The sequence below is a fragment of the Phycisphaerales bacterium AB-hyl4 genome, assembly GCA_041821185.1.
GTDB lineage: Bacteria > Planctomycetota > Phycisphaerae > Phycisphaerales > Phycisphaeraceae > Natronomicrosphaera > Natronomicrosphaera hydrolytica.
Window position 1 is genome coordinate 70,864 of the sequence record JBGUBD010000014.1, and the last position, 19,475, is coordinate 90,338.

At 59.3% G+C, this 19,475-nt stretch carries 15 protein-coding genes and 2 pseudogenes; 10 read left to right on the forward strand and 7 right to left on the reverse strand.

The features are described from left to right. Nucleotides 1-69 precede the first annotated feature (69 nt). Nucleotides 70-369, reverse strand: coding sequence for a hypothetical protein (locus tag ACERK3_17345; protein ID MFA9480044.1), 300 nt, complete (start codon nucleotides 367-369; stop codon nucleotides 70-72). On the opposite strand from ACERK3_17345, the gene ACERK3_17350 reads away from it, so the two are divergent. The 3 genes and pseudogenes from ACERK3_17350 to ACERK3_17360 all read left to right on the forward strand — a co-directional run bounded on the left by ACERK3_17350 (nucleotide 286) and on the right by ACERK3_17360 (nucleotide 1,542). Further along, complete coding sequence (locus ACERK3_17350; protein ID MFA9480045.1) at nucleotides 286-567, forward strand: transposase; 282 nt, start codon at nucleotides 286-288, stop codon at nucleotides 565-567. The two genes, ACERK3_17345 and ACERK3_17350, sit on opposite strands and share 84 nt — an antisense overlap. After that, nucleotides 471-725, forward strand: a pseudogene (locus tag ACERK3_17355) (transposase). Before ACERK3_17350 ends, ACERK3_17355 begins: the two are co-directional and overlap by 97 nt. A gap of 166 nt (nucleotides 726-891) precedes the next feature. Continuing rightward, nucleotides 892-1,542, forward strand: coding sequence for a transposase (locus tag ACERK3_17360; protein MFA9480046.1), 651 nt, complete (start codon nucleotides 892-894; stop codon nucleotides 1,540-1,542). Here ACERK3_17360 and ACERK3_17365 read toward each other — a convergent pair. From ACERK3_17365 to ACERK3_17380, 4 genes are all read right to left on the reverse strand, one after another. Continuing rightward, nucleotides 1,501-2,373 (reverse strand): hypothetical protein, encoded by an 873-nt coding sequence (locus tag ACERK3_17365; protein ID MFA9480047.1) that lies wholly within the window; start codon nucleotides 2,371-2,373, stop codon nucleotides 1,501-1,503. The genes ACERK3_17360 and ACERK3_17365 overlap by 42 nt on opposite strands. A 202-nt stretch (nucleotides 2,374-2,575) precedes the next feature. Beyond that, on the reverse strand, nucleotides 2,576-4,954 hold the full coding sequence (locus ACERK3_17370) for a DUF4838 domain-containing protein (GenBank protein MFA9480048.1): 2,379 nt from the start codon (nucleotides 4,952-4,954) through the stop codon (nucleotides 2,576-2,578). Between the two features lie 244 nt (nucleotides 4,955-5,198). After that, complete coding sequence (locus tag ACERK3_17375) at nucleotides 5,199-5,942, reverse strand: prepilin-type N-terminal cleavage/methylation domain-containing protein (protein ID MFA9480049.1); 744 nt, start codon at nucleotides 5,940-5,942, stop codon at nucleotides 5,199-5,201. A gap of 73 nt (nucleotides 5,943-6,015) precedes the next feature. After that, nucleotides 6,016-7,194, reverse strand: coding sequence for a LacI family DNA-binding transcriptional regulator (locus ACERK3_17380; protein MFA9480050.1), 1,179 nt, complete (start codon nucleotides 7,192-7,194; stop codon nucleotides 6,016-6,018). 328 nt (nucleotides 7,195-7,522) lie between these two features. Here ACERK3_17380 and ACERK3_17385 point away from each other — a divergent pair, with 328 nt between their 5' ends. Together ACERK3_17385 and ACERK3_17390 are read left to right on the forward strand one after the other, a co-directional pair. Continuing rightward, complete coding sequence (locus ACERK3_17385; GenBank protein MFA9480051.1) at nucleotides 7,523-7,927, forward strand: IS5 family transposase; 405 nt, start codon at nucleotides 7,523-7,525, stop codon at nucleotides 7,925-7,927. Between the two features lie 1,018 nt (nucleotides 7,928-8,945). Further along, on the forward strand, nucleotides 8,946-10,301 hold the full coding sequence (locus ACERK3_17390) for a hypothetical protein (GenBank protein ID MFA9480052.1): 1,356 nt from the start codon (nucleotides 8,946-8,948) through the stop codon (nucleotides 10,299-10,301). 207 nt (nucleotides 10,302-10,508) lie between these two features. Here ACERK3_17390 and ACERK3_17395 read toward each other — a convergent pair whose 3' ends face one another. Continuing rightward, the gene (locus ACERK3_17395; GenBank protein ID MFA9480053.1) at nucleotides 10,509-10,919 is read right to left on the reverse strand and encodes a DUF3775 domain-containing protein; all 411 of its coding nucleotides are present in this window, start codon (nucleotides 10,917-10,919) and stop codon (nucleotides 10,509-10,511) included. Nucleotides 10,920-10,951: 32 nt separating this feature from the next. Then, entirely contained in the window at nucleotides 10,952-12,271 is a 1,320-nt protein-coding gene (locus ACERK3_17400) for a hypothetical protein (protein ID MFA9480054.1), read from the reverse strand. Nucleotides 12,272-13,005: 734 nt separating this feature from the next. On the opposite strand from ACERK3_17400, the gene ACERK3_17405 reads away from it, so the two are divergent. From ACERK3_17405 to ACERK3_17425, 5 genes and pseudogenes are all read left to right on the forward strand, one after another. Then, a complete protein-coding gene (locus ACERK3_17405) occupies nucleotides 13,006-14,103 on the forward strand; it encodes a LacI family DNA-binding transcriptional regulator (protein ID MFA9480055.1) in 1,098 nt (365 codons plus the stop codon). 62 nt (nucleotides 14,104-14,165) lie between these two features. Then, nucleotides 14,166-15,086: a LamG-like jellyroll fold domain-containing protein gene (locus ACERK3_17410; protein ID MFA9480056.1), complete on the forward strand. Its 921-nt coding sequence runs from the start codon at nucleotides 14,166-14,168 to the stop codon at nucleotides 15,084-15,086. A 185-nt stretch (nucleotides 15,087-15,271) separates the two neighbouring features. After that, nucleotides 15,272-15,952, forward strand: coding sequence for a type II secretion system protein (locus ACERK3_17415; protein MFA9480057.1), 681 nt, complete (start codon nucleotides 15,272-15,274; stop codon nucleotides 15,950-15,952). A 108-nt stretch (nucleotides 15,953-16,060) separates the two neighbouring features. Then, entirely contained in the window at nucleotides 16,061-19,315 is a 3,255-nt protein-coding gene (locus tag ACERK3_17420; GenBank protein MFA9480058.1) for a hypothetical protein, read from the forward strand. 12 nt (nucleotides 19,316-19,327) lie between these two features. Continuing rightward, nucleotides 19,328-19,475, forward strand: a pseudogene (locus tag ACERK3_17425) (IS30 family transposase).

A 19,475-nucleotide genomic window follows, 5' to 3' on the forward strand; every position in this document is an offset into this window, starting at 1 on the left:
GCGCGGTCTTGGGAAATGTAGATTGTGGCCTGCTGGATAATTTAGTGTCCCATTGATTGTGCGTAACTTTCACCCACCTGCCACGGCTTGCTCGGGCAGTGGGGGGAGGTAGCCGTGCTGCAGCAGATGACGCAGAGCGTGAGCGATCGTCTCCGTCGGGCTCAAGTTACGTAGCTTCAACGTGCGGAATGCGATGGCGAACCAGACCGGAGGCTGTGCGGCAAACTCGGCATCGACACCAGCGGCGACACGATCCTGCGCCAGCTTCGCGCCTTGCCGCTGGCAGTGGGGCATGCGGGCAGCGTCATCGGCGTCGACGACTTCGCATTTCGTCGAGGCCAGCGCTATGGCACCATCATCGTTGACCATGAATCAGGCGGCGTGATCGACCGGCTTCCGGATCGCACCAGCAGTTCTCTGGAAGGCTGGTTTGCTGCGCAACCGGCCTTGCCCGGACCTTCGGAGAGGCCGTTCGAGCGAAGGATGTCAATGCCCTGTCGGCGTGGACCGCGCATGCGACGCAGTCAGCATCCCCCAAGGCGAGGTACGGGTTCGCCGACGGGCTGATCCGGAACTGGCCGGAGGTAAAGGCGGAGGTCGGGCTGCCGTGGAGCAACGGCCGAACGGAAGGGCACGTGAACCGATTGAAGCTGATCAAGCGGAAGATATACGGTCGCGCCAAACTCGACCTGCTCAGAATTCGAGTCCTCGGCCATGAGCCATAGTTCGTTCGATCACGTCGATCGGCTCCGGTGCTGTCAGGTTTCATCGAGAGAAACTATGAAAGCCGGGTCTCCCGGCGGTGGTCCTGATTTGGGATCATCGTCCCATGTGTAGCGGGCTGATCGCGTGGATCGCCCAAGAACTTCAACCTGCACAAGGAGACCCGACATGAGCATGATTCTCGCCATTGACCTGGGCAAGTTCAAGAGTGTGGCCTGCAAATACCAGACCGCCACCGGTGAGCACACATTTCAGACGCTTCCAACTTCGCCCACAGCACTGCACGATCTGATCGTCGACATTCAGCCGACCCGCGTGGTGATCGAGATCGGCTCCGCAGCGGGCTGGATCAAGGATCTATGCGAAGCACTAAACGTGTCGATCGAGGTGGCCAATCCCAATCACGAGGCGTGGCGATGGAAGAACATCAAGCGCAAGACGGACAAGGACGATGCCTTGAAGCTGGCGCAGCTCTCGGTCATGGGTCAACTGCCCACGGTGACGTTGCCGAGCAAGAACGTGCGGCAGTGGCGCAGCTTCATCGCCTATCGTCGTTCGCAGCATTCCCCGCATGAGTTTCATTCGATAGCACATGTCTTGGCATCGATCTGGAAAAGTTGGTCGGATCGCTCCCGCGGTTGCACAAAGCACTCCCATCGCCGCGGCGCTGTCCCTTTCCGCACTGCGCATAACGTGGGCACGCCTTCCGTTGTGCGCAGTGCGGTCAGGCCGATGGAAACGGTTTCTTATTTCAATGGTCGCCCGCGACCTGCAGTCTCAGTTGGCGGATGGCGTCCCGCGACGTTTGATGAACATTAACGCGCCCAGCCCGACCAACCCCACCATTCCAGGTTCGGGGATCGGTGTGACCGAGCCATAGGTTGTTCCGATCCGCAGTTCATCTACGTTGAAGACACTGCTGCCGTAGTTCTGACGGGCATGCCAGAAATACACCGCGTCGAACGTATGATCGCCGGTCAGATCCTCGATAGCCGCATCGGCGGTTGAGGTATCAGGCGCTTCGTTGAGCTTCGGATTCAGCCAGAGGTAAGCGTTCGTTACGCCTTCCGTGTCTTGCGGATCGGGAAACTCGAACATGAGCAACACGAACGCAGGCGTGTCCCATGAGACATTGGTGTTCGAGGCCACACTGTCTCGTGCCGAGCGCAACGACCAGACGCCATCAAATCCGCCGATACGGAACGTGACGTTGCCGGCGCTGGTCGGGTTGCCGAAGCCAAGGTCCAGAATGGTGTTGCTCACCGATCCCGTCGGATCAGCCAGATAGCTTAACCAGAGTTGGCCACCGTCCGCGCCGAGGTTGGGGGAGGCATCCGTCGGCGTGGCGTATCGCACTGCTCGCCCATGCGTCGAAGCATTCGTCGCGGAGATCACCGCCCGGTTGCCCGAAGTCACCAGTTCATTGCCATCACCGTCGGTGTAAGACATAGATGCCTCACCCACCGTCGCGGTGTTGTACGCCCAGCCGCGTCTGGACGACGAAGACCCATCCCCCTCCACCGGCCAACCGACCCCTCCATCCTGCCCTTGAAGTAACTCCTCGGCCGAGTAGTCAAACCCCTCGTAGAGCAACAACTCAGCCTCCGCGCTCGACGACATGCCCAGCACGCCAACGAGTATGCCGGTCATGACTACTTTGCCGCTTCGGATTGTTCGATGCCTTCTCATTGTGTGTTTCTCCTCTGTTAAAGACAAATATGATGATCGACTCGTTCCAGACCAATCCCGCTGCCAATCCCCCGCCTTAAAAAAAGCCGTCCGTGACGCCGATGCGTTCCAGAATCCTGGTCCGCGTCGGGCCCGTGCCACATCCAGGAACTCCCATGCAGTCTTACCGATAGGCATCCTCGCCCGGCACCATGCTGTACCACCCGTCTTCCACACCGATATTGTCCGGGTCCTTGCGGAACTCCCATGATTGTGCAAACTCAATGCGCCCACCGTCCTGGTAGACCTCCACCGGTTTGTGAATGCCGGCGTTGCCGTCGGAGGCGTGCATACGCACAATCAACAGGTTTTCGCCATCCACAAGGTCCTCGGGTTCGACCGTGATGACGAAGGGCACGTTCCACAGTTCGACCGCTGGCCGCCCTTCCGATTCCGCCGTATGTTCGCCCACGAGTTTGCCGTTCACGTAAACCCAAGCCTGCTCGTCTACCGCGCCAAAACGAATCTCCACCGGACGATCGAGCCGGTGACCAGGAATACTGAATGTATTGCGATACCAACCATGCCCGAGGTATGGGCCGACGTCCGTGTGTGCGAGAAACGCCGGGACCTGCACAGCTTCGTACTCGTCGAAACGCGGGCGATCCTGCACAATGTCCTGGCCGCTGGTCAATTGATCGATCTGCGCGCCGTACTGCCGCCGTTCAATACGGACGGCACTGAGATAGTTCGAAATGAAGTCACCTTCATGCGCACGTCGAAAGGACACCAGGTCATGGATAGCCTGTTGTGCCGCCGGTGCATGGCCTGGGTCGTTAATGTAGCCTTGAATCGCATCCACCATTTGAACCGCCAGCTTGGCATGCATCAGGCCAGTCTGGAGGAACTCAACACGTTGCGCATACTCAGGCAATGAGTCGGTCACGGCCTCGCGCAACGCCCGGTCCAGCAATCGCTCGGCGTGGGCGAAAATTTCCTCAGAATACTGTTGGGACGCCGTCGCCGGACTGCTCCACATGTTGTTCCATCGCCCCTCGGAGAGCAGACGATGGTTGTGCTGCTCCCAGAAGTCGAAGTACGTTTCCACATGCTTCGCCGCGGGCCCGAACGCGCTGTAGTACTCGCGCTTGATCTCGTTGATTGAAAGCTCCGGCTTCAAGTACAAGCGTGCGTACATGTAATGTTCAGGCCCTCGCGTCGCAAACTGGCCACGATAGGACATACACACCGTCGTCATGCCATGCTCATATGCAAACTTGAAAAACTCGCCGCCCTGTCGCGTACTGATATGTGGCATGACATATCCGCCCAACTCCCAGTTCGGTCGATAGCCGAGTTTCGCGCCGGTGGCTTTCCATCCCAGCCATTGTCGCTTCATCCACGCCAGACGCTGCGGGTCGGTCGGGAACCAGATCGTAGAGCCTTGCCCCCATGGACAGAACTCGAGATACACATTCTGGTCCAACTGAATATCAACACTGGGGGCCGGAAAGTAGCCCATGTAGATGTAGGCAATGATCTCAACATTCGGATTACTATCCTTCGCAAGTTCGTAGACGGCGTTGTAGAACCGCGCATATCGGTTCGACACAATCCGACCGGTCATGAATGCATCATTGGGGTGCGGCTCGTCCCATGCTAAGCAGTTCTCACATTGACAGGTGGCGTAATGATCCTTGGCCCCCAGACGCAGCACATCACCGCCGTCCCATATTTCGTCGACGATGAATCGGTGGAGGTCAGGATTCGACATGCACGGGTCTACACGCATGGAGTTCGGGCTGTAGTGCCCCCTCCGTCCTGATTCATCCATCATGAAAAATTCGGGATGTTCCTTGCCATACTCCTGCCACCAGGTTTTCATATTGTGACTCACCCGCCCGTGCACAACGTATTGTTCGCGGTTCAGACGAGTGCCCATCCGGTGCCGGCGAAGGAATATTGCCGTCTCTTTTGCAAATTCCTCCAACCCTTCATCGGAGAATGCGAGCTGCTTGTTCTCAGGCCTGTAGCGACGAATCGCACCTTCTATCGACTGACGCCAACGCATTCGGCGAAACTCTATGGCTGGCTGAATCACTTCGTCCAAATCATCAATCGACAGCGCATCCAATCGTGGAACATACGTCCCCAATGCGCCAGGCCAAAGCCAACGCACCCCCACATACCGCTCAAGCAACTCATAGACACCAAACAACGTGCCGCTGTATTGGTTCTGCTCATGAAGCGGGTCGGCCTCGGCATCTTCACGCCCTACTACGTATATATCGTTATCTATGGTTTGCAGAAGCGACGCCTCCAATGGCAGTTCGTCAATTGCAATACCTACCTTTCGAGCCGCGTGCGTGTCGCCGACATAGACGCGGACTGAGAACTGAGACAAGTCCGCCGCCTCTGTATGGATAGCCAGGCGGGCACCAGTAGCTTTCTCCACATGATGAACAAATTCTTCGGCGGCGTAGGCGGCCGTCAGGCTCGGCGACTCGGCAATAACCACAACTGCCGCCGTCTCCCCTTGATTAACAATCGTCACACTTGCCATCGACCTATTTGCGCCGCACGCAAGGACTCCCGCCAGCACCAGGCACTGAAGAACCGCGACGCCAGGGACGGAATGAAAAAGCCAGTTAAGGTACATAACGATCCTGCTCCGGTACAAACGATCTGTTCAGTAATCCACGATTCCTTCGGACCACACCTCATTGGCTCGGCGATTCGCAGAACATTCAACACACAATTGAGCCGCACATGTGACGTCCGCTTGCGGCTTTGCTTGAAACAAAACGTTAATCGATCTGATAGAACCAATCCGAAGGTGTGCCATCCGCAAGTCGGCCGCGGCCACCAAGATGGGCATATTGAACATCAGACCCCTCGTATTCGACCGCTTCGCCAATCCTTCTGGGGCGGGCTCGTTCGACGTGGCCGTCATGGAACAGGAGATTCACTGTGTTGCCGTGCCGAAGATGCGCCGTACCGTTGTTGTTTTGTACCCAGAGACTCCACATCGCGAATTGTCTCTCTGTGACGCCGTGATAGGTATCCGTCAGCAAGGGAAAGTTTGACGGTGATTGAACTCGTCGCATGGCAAGCACTTGCATTCTCGTACCATCGCCGACGGGAACCAGTTCGGCGAACGGATCCTGAGCAGCGGGAAACATTCGAATGCCGAATACTTCTTCATGGGCGGTTTCGCGGTCGACATTCTCGTCCCATCGGAACGGATCGTGCGATGGGCAAATAAGTGCATTCAGGTCCTGCGCGGTGTAACCTTGATCAGCCCATACCAGGGAGTAAAAGTGTGTGAAACTGCCACCGGGATCGTAGTGTCTGGCGAGCAAATATTCACTGTTGTCATCCTGATACATGGCGGCGGCAAGACCAGCCTGCCGCTGAAGACTGCCACAGGCGATGGCCCGCGCAGTTTCGCGGGCTGCACTGAGCGCGGGCAGCAGAATCGCGACAAGCAATGCGATAATCGAAATCACCACAAGAAGTTCAATTAAGGTAAATGCTTTGGTGCCTATCATGATAATACTCTTCTTCGTTGGCGTTTCCGTGCATGCGGGTTCCGCCCAGCACTATGACGCCGAGATGTTTACGCTACATGAAAGTACGACTTGATCCCGCTGAATCAGGTTTCCAATTGGCACGACCCCGTCTTGCCGGATCTGAAGAAGCCCGAACAACCAGCTCCGGCAACAAGAGTCGATTTTCCAGCGACGTCTTCTTTTGGCCTGATTTCAACTGATCGATCAGCATTTCGACTGCGATGCGACCAATGCCTGCGGGCTGGCAAACCGTTGACAATGGAACCGCAAGGTGAGCCGCAAACGCCTGACCGTCGAAACCGATCACAGCCACATCCTCCGGGACGCGCACACCAGCATGCGTCAGGACATCCATCGCTGTTAGCGCCACCTGATCAGATGTCGCCACCACGCCGTCGACGAACTCCCCCGACTCCAGCAACGCGTTCGCGGCACGCCGGCCGAACTCATAGCCGCTGTCCACTTCGTCCCGAAAAAACAGATGCTCCTCCCGCGACGAACCACACTCCTCCAACGCCATCGTGAACCCGTCCATCTTTTGCGCCGCGGGATCCGCCTGACTGCCCATGCCCCCCGGCATGAAAAACGCCAATCGACGGCACCCCGCATCCTCCATCAGGTGCTTGACCTGAAGATACGCGCCCCGAACGCGATCCACCGCTACGTTCGGGACATGAACCACGTTGGCGGCGTCTATCGTTACCGCCGGCAGGCCCGTCGACAACAACCACTGTATTTGTTCTTCGACCTCATGGCTGGGCATTAAGATGACGCCTGCCACTTGGTAGCTCAGATAATCCGCCAGAAGCGACTGGATCTCGTCACGCCCCCGGCCATGATGGTTGCGGATGAGCACCTGGTATCCCGAGGCGATGACATGACGCTCTACCTCCGCGAGTTTCGCCATGGGAATCGGGTGCATGTCGAGCGAGTGAAACGCCAGACCGATCAGGTTGGATTCCTGCGACCTCAGCGATCGCGCGATCTGATTCGGTCGATACTCCACCTTCTTAGCCGCAGAAAAGACCCGGGCCCGGGTTACTTCCGAAGCCCAGGAAGTCTTCTCCCCCCGCAAGATCGCCGAAGCGGTACTCACTGCCACCCCCGCCTCACGAGCCACGGTCGAAAGGGTCACGCGCTTCCGGCCCGTCTTGCTACGAGGTTGATCAGGTACGATTGAGGCCATAAAAAGAGCCTGAACAAGGTTTGGTAAGAGAATGACCACCGTCATTAGACAACGTTATCTACCTTCCGTCAAGTATAATCTTCAGAAAAGATGATTCAAGCCCATAGTGACACCCTTCACGGATCAAGGAGGTGTTTGATGCCCCGTAAATAACGTTGTCTAATCAATTCACCGGCTTAGCGGCGGCCGAGCCCGGCATTGGACGCGGTCCATAAACTCGCCACCCACGCCCGATCGGCTTCGCCGGACGGGCGGCCGATGACCGGTCTGGTTCGGATCACTGCTGTTCTGGTGGTTAGCGTTCATACCCCTAGGTGCTACGGACATTCCCCGCTGGTTCGCCTATGGTTTGATTTGGCCAGGGAGGGCCAGCATGCGACGACGTCACGAACTCACGGATGAGCAGTGGGACCGCATTCAGAACCTGTTGCCGGGCAAGGCCGGCGATCCCGGCCGCACGACCGCCGACAACCGCCTGTTCGTCAACGCGGTGCTTTACGTCCTGAAAACCGGCATCCCCTGGGCGGATCTGCCCGAGCGGTTCGGCAGGCCCAACACCGTCTGGAAACGCTACGACCGCTGGTGCGCCCAAGGCGTGTGGGAACGCGTGGGCCGGGCGTTGGGCGAGACGGACCTGACGGGCGAGCAGGACGAGGTGCAGCTGGACGCCACCAGCGTCAAAGCGCATCCGACCGCGTCGACGGGACGCCGACGGCGAGGTGAAAAAAACACGACGCCGACGCCCGCCGCGGCCTCGGCCGATCGCGGGGCGGGCTGACGCCGTACGCCCAGGACATCACCGCCCAGCACCAGGAACAGCAGGAACGACCGGCCACCGCCGCAGACGACGCCCAGCGAGCCCTCGACGACCTCGCCGTGCTGATCGACGACCCCGCCCATGGCATCGGCCGGCAAGCCCTCGACAAGCTGGCGGACCGCCTGCTGTGGGCGGATCAAGACACCCCCGGCCAGGACGTCGCCGTGGTGCCCGCTGACCAGGTGGTGGTGGCGAGCCACCAACCCCGGGTTGTGAGCGTAGTAGTTGGTTGCTCAGCCAACAAACGAGAATTACATCCTCTACCATGCGTAATGGTTTCAGAGCGAGCGAACACTTCTGGCATGAATGTTGTAATGCCCTGGCAGGAAGGGTGTTGCGGTTAACAACACGCTCCCGTGCGTTCCAGGATCCGCTGAAGTAGTGGTCGATGTTTAGGTTGCCAACCTGAAGGTTGATCTCGCACACCTCTTCAGTTTTCGATGTTCGTACTTGGGGGGAGGGGTTGCAATGGGTTCTTAAGCAGCCTGCCGGATTCGCCCCACGCTGCGTGGCGTAGCGTGTTCCGGAGTACGTCACGAGCCTCCGCTACTTTACCGATCACAGCAGCCTCGGCACCCGCCTCATCGGTAGGGTACTGATGCGTAGGATCGGCATGTTCACAGGTCAGCCCGAGCCTGTGAATGGGCCGAAAATCGGCACGAGTAGCTTTCCACCCCACACGAAGCGTGGAGGGGGCGGTAGGACGTGTGCCTGGACCGACTCAAGTAGCCCGGGACGCAACCGCGTGCAAGTGGACTGGTCTATCGTGGCCGGACTGTGGACCACCGGTCTCGTTATTATATAATCGCTGGTCAGCGAAAAGAGCGGAAGCCCCGTGGACACCTCAAGCCCGGAGATTACGCGACCAGTCGCCACAGTGTGTGACTCAAAACAGCACTTGCACCGCCAGTGGTGGTTTAGCGGCAATTAGCCTTGATGCTGTTGTGCATCCCCGACCTTCCACTGCACGGGAGAAAATATGCGCTATAAGGATGATGAGTTAGTTGCGGGCTACACGGCAGAAGAGATAGAGAAACTGTTCTTCCTACGGGCAGGTCTGGACGACCTGTCGCCTGACGAGAAAAATCAACTGCTCGCAAAGCTCAATCACATTGGCTTAGCTCAGATACGCTTGGATACTGTCCATTTATTGCTTTGTGTCATGCACGAAGCTCGGGAGAAAGATCAGGATCGTTTTCTCAACGAGGTGTTCTTTCCGTGGTGCGGTCTCCGTCAGCAGACGAGAAGTCACTTCGAGCACATTGCTGCAGAACTCGTACGCATCGGAAGTTTCACGCCTGGATCGACAAATGAGAGTGTCCATTGCGCAAACTTATATCGTCACATTGTGTCGGACCTGTTCGACCCCTACCTATCGCTTGTAGTTGCTTGCTTCCAGTTCAATGAAGGAAGCTTCACAAGCATGGAGGTTTCGGATTTAGGGCAGGCTGAACGCAGTAAGTATGAGTACCTCGCTGCAAGGGTTGACGGGTTCTTCGGCAGCGATCCGTCTTTTCTCGCCGGATACGACCCGCGGGTCCGAAATGCAATGTCTCATACGGGCGCTGCCGGCGTGACCTATCTGCCAGACCGAATCGTTTTCAAGAACATCAAGCGAGGGAATTCGCCTAGAGTCGAAGTAGTAGAGTGGACGCCCGATGAGTTGCAGCATCGTATACTTCAGTTGCTCGAGTGTCTGCAGTCAATAGAGGCAGCCGTCGAGATCTTCGGGCTCGACATCGGCGAGGCAATTTTCAAGGACTTTACAACCTATTCCCAGTTTGTTCTGAATGCCCTATCGCCGGAACAGCGAACGCAACTTCGTGGGCATATGGACGAAGTCCTCCAAGCAGTGCGGCAGAAAGCCGAACTCACGGTGGAGCAGCGTGCATCCATTCTAATGAACACCCTGTCGCACAATCTGCAGATTCGCCAGATGGGCCTGCGGAACGTGCGGTTACGCAATAACCCGGAAGCAGTGCATTTAGACGTGCCCCTCGACGCCATTGACACCAGTAAGGATGGTGAGCTTGTTACGCGCGCCTGTGAACTGGCGCGGTATGCGATCGTCGCTCGGGCAGTCTTCAGAAACCTCTTTGACACCTTTGTTGTTGTTGAGACGAACGACGAAGATGTGCCTTGCCAGCTTATCGGTGAATTCCCGGGAGTTCTTTTGGACGAGTACGCGGATGAAAAGGCAGGGCTTGTTGATCTTCTCAACGACGGAAAATGGTGGTTGGACCGTGAACCACTCGGGATTGAAGTCGACTTTGACGCGGTCAAGCAGGTTGAACATTCCCAAGCGGCTCGGCCGTTTCCGAGAAAGCCGCGTTGACAGGAATTTTCAGAGGGTACCCTATATGCTCTGGCGAAACGCACGGGCGACGGACCCGACTTTGCCGAGGTGGCCGACTGGGCGATTCGGGCGGCGATCATCCAGTACCTGGCGGGGGTGGCGGCGCTGGAGCGGGGGCGCTGCACAGTGGTGGTACAGCGCCCCGGCCCTGATATTCACTCTCCTGGTTTCAACTTTGGCCCGCGATTAAAACGGGTTGGCCTCTCGTCGCCATGTCACGCTCATGGCGTTCAGGCCGTTGGCGAGGTCTTCGTAGAAGCAAGCCTTGGCGGTCATGTGCATCGCGAGCGGGTAGCCCTGCTCGTTGTCCGTTTGCTGGGCGTACTCCACGGCCTTGGCGAAACATTCCGGCTCATCTTCACCACGTCCAACCATCAACAGGGCGCACAGCTCGTGCTGGGCTTCGCGTGACAAGCCCCGGACGCATCGTTCGATGATTTGCCGCCAGCGGTCGTCGCGAAGCCCTGACGGCCCCTCGCCCATGCCGATGAATCCTCGGTCGTGGTTGTTTCCGGTGTAGTGGTGTGGGATCGTTTGCTTCGCGAGAAACATAAGGTCGGTGAGGTCGTCGGCGGTCAGGTGCTGCATGGTCGTCATGGTTCGATTCTCCAAGGTGGGGGTGTAGGTCATCACTTCTTTTCCTGCGCCTTCAGCATGGCCTCGTATTCAGCTTCCAAGCGATCCTGCGACCAGTCCACCATCTCGCTGACGATGGGGGCCACCGCGCCATGGCTAATGGTGTTCTCGTTGAGGTAGAGCGATTGGCCCAGCCGGCCCAATTTCCACCGGATCAGGTCGAAGTGCGTGGTCAGCCGGTCAAGATAGGCCCAGACCTGCTGGGGCGTTCCGCGTTCCTGCAAAGCCTTCACCTGGTCGAACAGTCGCTTCCGGTCCTTGCCTTTCACCCACAGCGGCATGCTCAAATTGCACTGCGGGTTTTCGTTGCGGCGATGCTGGCAGACGCGCCACCAGTAGAACGACACGAACTGCTGAAGGGTCCAGCGGTCGAGGTTGAGGTTGTAGCGGTCCTTGCCGTCTTCGTCCGTCCACCGGTCAACGTGCTGATACCAGTTGCCCGTCGCGGGCTTGAGGCCTTCGGCGCTCATGCCATTGCGGAAGTAACCAATACCCCACCACAGATAGAACTTCACGTTGTCCACGCTGGACAGGATCAGCGCCCGTTCCTCGGCCGTGGGATCTCCGCCGGTGCTCGCCTTCGGCGGAGTGTGGGTGGCTGTGCTGGTCGCAGCCTTCGGCTGTGGAGAATCACCTGCGCGGGTCGCAGCCTTCGGCTGCCCGTTGGGGGCTACGCTGGTGGCATGGTGTGAGAACTGATCACCCTGCGGGTTGCCGCTGGCAGGGGTGCCGGGCTGCGAAGCCGGCCCGGCCTGCTCCCCTCTTTCATTAGTGTTTTCAGTGGTGTAATTCTGAATGTAAAAAGCTGGTGTATTACTGTGGGCGGTTGAATGGGCGGGTGAATGGGCGGATGGCTGGGCGAGTGGCTGGGCGGATGAATGGGCGTTCCAGTCGCCGGGCGTATCGTAAGCGTCGGAATCAAGCCAAGTTACAAGCGTAAGTGCCTGGGTGTGTGTGGCCGTTCTACCGTAAACCGTGTGGGCGTCGACGATGCCGGCGGCCTTCAAGTTCCGCAATACCCGCCGGGCGGTATCTCGCGGCTCTTTGCACCCTGCGGCCTTGCCCAGCGCCTCCATGCTGATGGCCCATTGGCCCCGTTGGACAGTGATTCCCAGCTCGGAAAACGTCGCTGGCTGGCTGGCAATCTTCTGGTACAGCTCCAGCACGACGGCCCGGTGCTCGGCCTTGGTCTTTCGCCAGAAGTGGGTCTGCGTGAACCACCGGGGCCACGCGCGGAAGCCGGTAGCTTGGTGATGCTGTTGGGCAAAGGTGGGCGGGGCCGTGTCCGTGGTGTGGGGGGCGGTTGCGATCATCTCCTGGCCTCCAGTCGCTGGGGTGCATAAAAATGCCGCCGGGAACCACCCCGGCGGCGAGTTTCGCCCAGCGACGAGCGAGGAGAGAATCAGGTTGTACGGTTACGGAAGCTGCTGTCGTCGCTGGGTTGCGGCTGGTCAGGCCGACCCCGGCTGGCCGGGGGATAATGTCAGATCGGGTTTTTTCGATCGGGGTTGAGCGCTGTCTGATAAAAATCTGCTCTTTTTGCTGGGGGCTCATTTACGGCTGTTTTTGAGTGTCGCGTAGTGATGTGGATCGCCCCCTTCACGGGGGCGTGGTTTGAAACCTGGTCCAGTCGCTGCACCAGCTCCTCGACCGGTCGCCACGGCGGCGGCCGGCATGGCGGGCCGGGAAGCGCCACGCAACGGCGAATTACAGAAAAGAAGTTGCTTTATCTTTAAAATCAGCCAGAGCATGGTAAGTGTACAACTGTGAAAATTGAGTGAAAATATCTCAATATTGAGCAGGGTGGGCGACCCATGAATGGCTCGGCACGCTGACGCCCGCGATCCGAAGAAGGCCCTCGGTGCCGCTTGTTTTCGGGGTCTGGGCTGTATCCTTTTGTTAAAATGTGCCTGTCACCAGGATAATTGAAGCCTATCCACCAATCCCGCGCGTTTCGCTTCTTCGGCGTGCCGGGCTCGAATCCCAATCCATGAATTACTCGAAGGCTTATTGACAGGATGCAAGTTGTGAGATAGATTAACTCATAATGGGCACTACTCTCCAAGACATTGCCAAGCAGGCCAATACCAGTCTGATGACGGCTTCCCGCTCGCTGCGCGGCACGGGGCGCGTTAACCCCGAGACACGTCGCCGTATCCGTGCCATTGCTGACCGCTTGGGCTACACGCGTCATAAAGGGCTGGTGATGCAGTCGGTTGCGCCGTCTTCGGATGAGGCTCGGCAGCGTCTTCTGGTGCCTGTTTTCGGCAAGGCCGCCGATCTGGCCAAGTCGCGGACCGGGCAGGCATTGATCGACGGCCTGAAGGACCGGCTGGAGGAGCTGGGGGGCACCCTGGAGGTGGTCGAGGTGAAAGATATTGCAGACCTGTTGAAGGCCTGCAAAAAGCGCCGCCCGCACGGCGTGGTGTTGCGTCGGCCGTTCCCGCGGGCGTGGGTGGAGAAACTGCGCGAGACCGCTCCTGTCGTCTATGCGATCTCCCACGACTATCAGGAGGGCGTCGACGCCGTCTACGCCAACGAGCATCGCTCAGGCGCCATGATCATGGATCGGCTGACCTCGCTTGGGCATCGCGAGATTGCATGGTTCGGCGTGGTCGACCACCACGCTCCTTTTCAAAACGTATTTTTTGCGTCTGACTCGTCGACCGTCGTGGACCGTCAAGCGTGGTCGATTCACAACATTCGCCACGCCGTCTGGGCCGGGCTCGCGGTGTGTCAGCCAGATCAGAAGAAGATGCCGATGGTGCTTCTGGAGCGCGACTGGCGTTTTCAGAGTCTTGAAGACGTGGTCGCTCGGGGGCTGAGTGAAATTCTTACGTTGCGTCCACAGCCCACTGCCATCGTGGTGGCGTCGGATGCGATGGCGCACGCGATGCTCGGCGCCTTGCGGGCGCGTGGGCTGCGCGTGCCCGAGGACATGAGTCTGGTCGGCTACGGCATGGCGGGCGATGAGCAGACAGACCTGCCGTTAACGCGTATCGATCTGCCCATGAAGACGATCGGCCGCGCCATTCCCGAACTCATTCGGCGTCGGCTGGCTGACCCTGATGCGCTCGCGATGAGTGTTCAGCTCGATACGACCCTGTTCGAAGGTGCGACGATCGCACCCGTCCGTCGTTCGTAACGCGGACTGGTTTTCCGTGATCGATTCCTGTTCGATTCCATTCAAGCAGTAGGAGGAAACATATGTTGTCATTTCGCCGACCGTTTTCAATCGTCGCCGTTGCCGCATTGGCTGGCCCGGGCCTGATGCACGCCGATGCGAGCGTGCAGCCTTATGTCGCCGACGCGAATACGATCGGCCTATGGCATCTGGATGAAACCAACGATCCGCCGACCACCTTCGCTGATGCCAGCGGCAACAACTATACGTTGACATACGAGGCGGCCGGGAGCGCCACGGTCAGCGCAGAGTCTGTCGCCGGGCTGTTCGGCCAGGGCGTTACCGGCTTCCGCCAAGGCGGCTCGACTGACAACCTTCGCCTGTCGGCGACGGGTGTCGCTGGTACCAATCCCGCGACACAGACCTTCGAAGCCTGGATGATGTGGGAGAATGAGGCCGACCTGCCGCAGAACACCACAGGCGGGGGCGCTTTTAACGCTTGGCAGACGCTGATGCACCGCAGCCAGCACCAGCAGATCCTTCGGCTTGAGCCCAACGGTACCGGTGGTGCGCAGATTCACTACCGAGTTCGAACGCAGGCTCCGTCGGGCGGGACCGCCCGAACAGAGGACACGTATTTCGACATGGGCGAGATTCTGGCCAATACCTGGTATCACCTGGCCGTGTCCATGGAGGAAGTTGGCGACGACCTGATCGTCCGCATGTACTGGAACGACGTCAACACCGGCACCGCCACGCCGAACCCCGTCGTCACCAACGTGCTGGAGGACTTCACCTATGACTCACGCTGGTGGAACAATATGTGGATCGGGGGCAACACACTCAGCGGTGTCGACGGATTCGCAGGCATCATTGACGAAGTGCGTCTGAGCAACATCGCACGCACCGAGTTCAACACGTTGGTTCCCGAGCCGGCCGGGGCCGCACTCTGGCTGGGTGCCGCGGCGGCGCTGATGTGGCGACGTCGCCGAGTCGCAGCATAAGCAGTATTTTTCGGATTCGCGCGTCGTGCCGTCATGCGGGGCGACGTGCATTGCAACGGGGTTCAAAGCGGATGGTGATCGCAGATGCCGATGATGTGAATCGGCCTGCCCGCAAGTGTTCTGTCGAGGCGGAGACCATCCGTTTGCCACCGACTCGACCGCTGATTCCAGCAAGGAGTACGCTGATGAAACCTCGCGCTTTCACCCTGATTGAGCTTCTGGTCGTGATCTCAATCATTGCGGTGCTGATCGCTTTGCTGCTGCCTGCACTGCAATCGGCACGCCAGAGCGCGCAAGCGATCTCGTGCCTGTCGAACTTCCGCCAGATCGGCGTTGCGCTGCTTCAGTATGCGGACGACTCGCCTGGTGGTGAACGGTTGCCTCAATCCGCAGGGGTGACCCTGGAGGGGCATTCGGTATGGGGTATTCTCGCCGTTCGGCCTTATTATTTCGGGGGCGTAAATGGCAGATACTGGTGGCGCGACGGCTCGCCAATTACCCCTTTGGACATTGAGAAATGTCCTTCGGGAGGCCATGTCCGTCCATATTCCATGGATCATCTCGGTCACACCTATATTACGATGTATCAAAATGCGGCGCCCGACCATCCCAACTACATACGTACTTTCCGTACCAGCTATGATCGCCCGTCGGAAACGCCACTCATTTTCGACTCGGACTTCTACAACGCCACAGGCACTACGTATGGTTCGCCACATTGGTGGTTAAACAGCCTCATCGGCGACCGCCATCAAGGGTCCATCAATCAGTGGTATCTCGATGGCCACGCCAGCCGTGTGCAGATGGATGAAAAGTACGTCGACAGCTCTTGGCTGCACCGCCTCTTTACGCAATTTCGATACTGAGATCGTGCTGTGATTCATCAACGAACAGTCATAGACTGCCTCCCACCACACGCCCGGCTGACGTTGCTTTAACCAGTGGCCTGGCGGCAATAGCTTGCGAGTTTATCCATGAACCAGCGAACCAACGGGCGTGCTCTGACGATCCTGTCAGGCATGGTCGCGTGCCTGTTCACCGCCACGGCGTTCGACACGGCGGGCGCTTCCGAAGGGCCGACGCTCGCGTCGATCGAGCCACTGGCTCGCGAGGTTCAGGAAAGTGTTTCGTTTGAATCGCTGCCTGCCACGGGCAAGTTCGCTCACCGGGCGTTTCGCAACTCGGATTTTGTCAGAAGAGCCGGCAAGACCGTTCTCAACTGGCAGCCGGCGGAGCAGGGGCAGGTCTGGCTGCATGTCCCTGCGGTGCCCGAGGACTGGTCCGGCTATGACGAACTGGTGCTGCATCTCGAATCGGCCAGGGCCACCGGTGCAAAGATCAACCTTCAACTGCGCAGCACCGGCGACCGGGACGAAGGCTACTACCTGACGCAGTTCGAGGTGGACTGGCGAGGCCCGCGAACGCTTCGCCTTTCGTTGGACGACGATTTCACCGGCCACCGCGCGCCGGCGGGCATGGCTCGCATCGAAAGCATGATGTTCGGCGCAAGCGGCTGGCGGGCTGAACCGATTGCAGGCACGCAACTGAGGGTATTGGACATGCAACTGGTCAAGATTGCCCACCCGGTCGAGTCATTGCTTGCCAGGGAAGGGCGACAGATCTGGGACGCGCCGAACTTCAACCGACGCAACTACAGTGGGGCTGTGTTTCATGTCAATCATCGCGAAGGCGACGCGACCGTCGTCGACTTGAGTTATCAGGCTGACTCACCGCTGGCGGACGAACAGCCGGCCAACCTCGAACTGCGCGTGTTCAACCCGGAAGATCGCTGCGTGCTCACGGCCGACCTTTCGCGAGAAGGCCCGCAGTGGTACAGCACGCAGATTGACCTGTCCGACCAGCCGGCCGGTCGATATCGCATTTCGATCACCGGCTATCACCGGGGCCTTGCGCTCGCAGCCGAGCCCGCCCAGCCAATCGGCGTGACCGGAGCCTACACGCTGGGACTGCCCGGCCATGTGTCGGACCAGTACATCTACCTGCCGCGTGATGCGAGCTTCTGGGAGCTTTGGGTTGCCGCCCGCGCGCCGGGGCAGGCGATTGAAGTGTATGACGTGGATGATCGGTTGGTGAAGACAGTGGAGGTACCCGTTGAGCCGACGGGTTGGAAGCGTGTGCGGTTCGATGACGTTGAAGGCGACAGCGTCTGGCGTCTGCATGCGACAGGCGGCCGCGAGTTCCGCGTGGCGGTGCTGGGCGTGCCGAGCGTGATGTGGCCCGACCGTGCGTCGGCCGAGGCGTACGGCCGAAGCGTGCGCCATATCGCTGGGCGTCGTGTGACCCACGGCTGGCAGGTGCCGATGGCGACCTGGCTGGCGGAGGTCAGCGAAGCCGATCTGGCGCTGAACGTGGATGAACCGAGCCGACCTGACTTTTCGCAGATGTCGGATGATCAGATGCTCAAGCTCGTGCCGATGGTCGGCGCCTACGGTCCGTTGAGCCAGGGGCCGGACCTGATGGAGCATCAGCTGCTCGACATCGATGCGCCGCAGTTGGGCGTGTTTGCCTACGACCTGGCGGACATACCCGACGAGCCGATCAACCCCGACTGGGCTTCGCCGTTTCGTGATACACGTTACCTGAACACTTTGGCATGGCTGTATGCGTATGAAGCGGACGGGATCAACCCCTACTACCGCAATCCGGGTCTACTCAATCGCATTATGGCCGGCGTATTCCAGCTGTGGCTGGCAGTGGGCGAACGCCAGGCGGTGTTTTCCGAGCGTGCCGACCGCCCGGTGCTCGATACGCATATGTTTTTCTTTCTGGAGCCGATTGCCAGTATTTACAAACTCATTGGCGACGACATGCCTGAGCCGTTGCAGCAGGCCTACCGCGACGGGCTGGTTGAGCTGTTCGGTCGATACGCCTACCACACCGCGTTCATGAGTAACCAGTGGGGCCACCTCCTGCTTGGCCTTTACGACGCTGCCGAGGCCACAGGCGACCCGCTTCTCGCCGCGGCGTACGAACGCAACCTTACCATGCTGATCAACCACACCGCCGGTAGCACGAACCTCGGCCAATCGCCGGCTGGCTATTACTATGAATTCGGCGGCCTTGATGGCATTTACAACATCATGAACGAGCACGCGTGGAGCCTGCTCTACCGCAACAGCGGCGACGAACGCCTGCGCGACAGCGTGGCTCGCAGCTTCGAGCTTCGCCGACATCTCACCGTCACCGGTGCCGACGGCGACCTCGTCTCGGCGCGCAACTGGAACCATCGCACGAACAGCGGACTCGCGGGCGGCTACCCCGCCGCGCGATTGCTGGCCGACTGGCCCGTCGCTTCACGATTCGTACACCGTGACCCGCAACAAGGTGAAGGTCACACCAATATTTCGTGGACCGTCTGGCACCCCGACGCCGCGCGTGCGACACTGGAACACTGGTGGATGCGCTCGGTCGGCTTTGATCGGCTTGGCGATCGACAGGGGCTCGCCGGTCCATTGGGCGCTAACCTCAGCTACCACGCACCGCCGATTGCCCAGCCGGGCCAACTTGCCTGTGAAGAGCCGGGCCCGTTCGTCCGCCACTTTGCGGATGAGTTCACGGCTGGACGATTCGGGCCGTGGTACGCCGTGCTGTATCGGGGCGGGGCTCATTCGGATCGTGCCTTTGGCGGCAGCGGGCTGGCAACGCTCTGGCATGAACGGTTCGGCCCGATCATGCTCGGGCACACACCGATCAACGGTGACCATACCCCCTCCACGGACGAGCCCGACGGTGTCATTCTGACGCTCACTGACGCATGGACAACACCGACCGACGAGCGTCGCTCAACCTACAAAGCCCACGGCAAACTCACCGGCGATGTTGATCGTGCCGAGCTGGCGAGCACGCTCACAACCGGCGGCGACGATGTGTTCGAGCGGTCCTACACCTTCCAGGGCCAACGCATGACCAGCCGCGGCAGTCACACCAGCGGGGCGGGTGCGAACCACACGCTGTACCTGCCGATCGTTGTCGGGCCGAATGTCGAGGTGGTTGCGTCGAGCGAAACGCATGGCAACGTGGAACTCACCGTCGGCCAGTCCGCGGCGATACAGCAGATCACGTGGCGGCTGGACGGGCATGTCCTGCGCATGACCTTTGAGCAACCGGTGCCGATGACAGTGGTGCGGGAAGAACAGCTTGCAACGACGCCCTTACGCATCATTCGTCTGGACTTCAACGACCAGCCCGGACGCTGGACAGTCGAATAGACGTCGACCAACGGCAGCGAGTTCGCCCGCTTCACCACGCTGGAGAAGCGGTTGAAGTTGAACGTCTACTTCGCCGAGCCGTACAAGGCCTGGCAGCGCGGGGCGAACGAAAACACCAACGGCCTGATCCGCCAGTTCTTCCCCAAGGGCGTCGACCTGC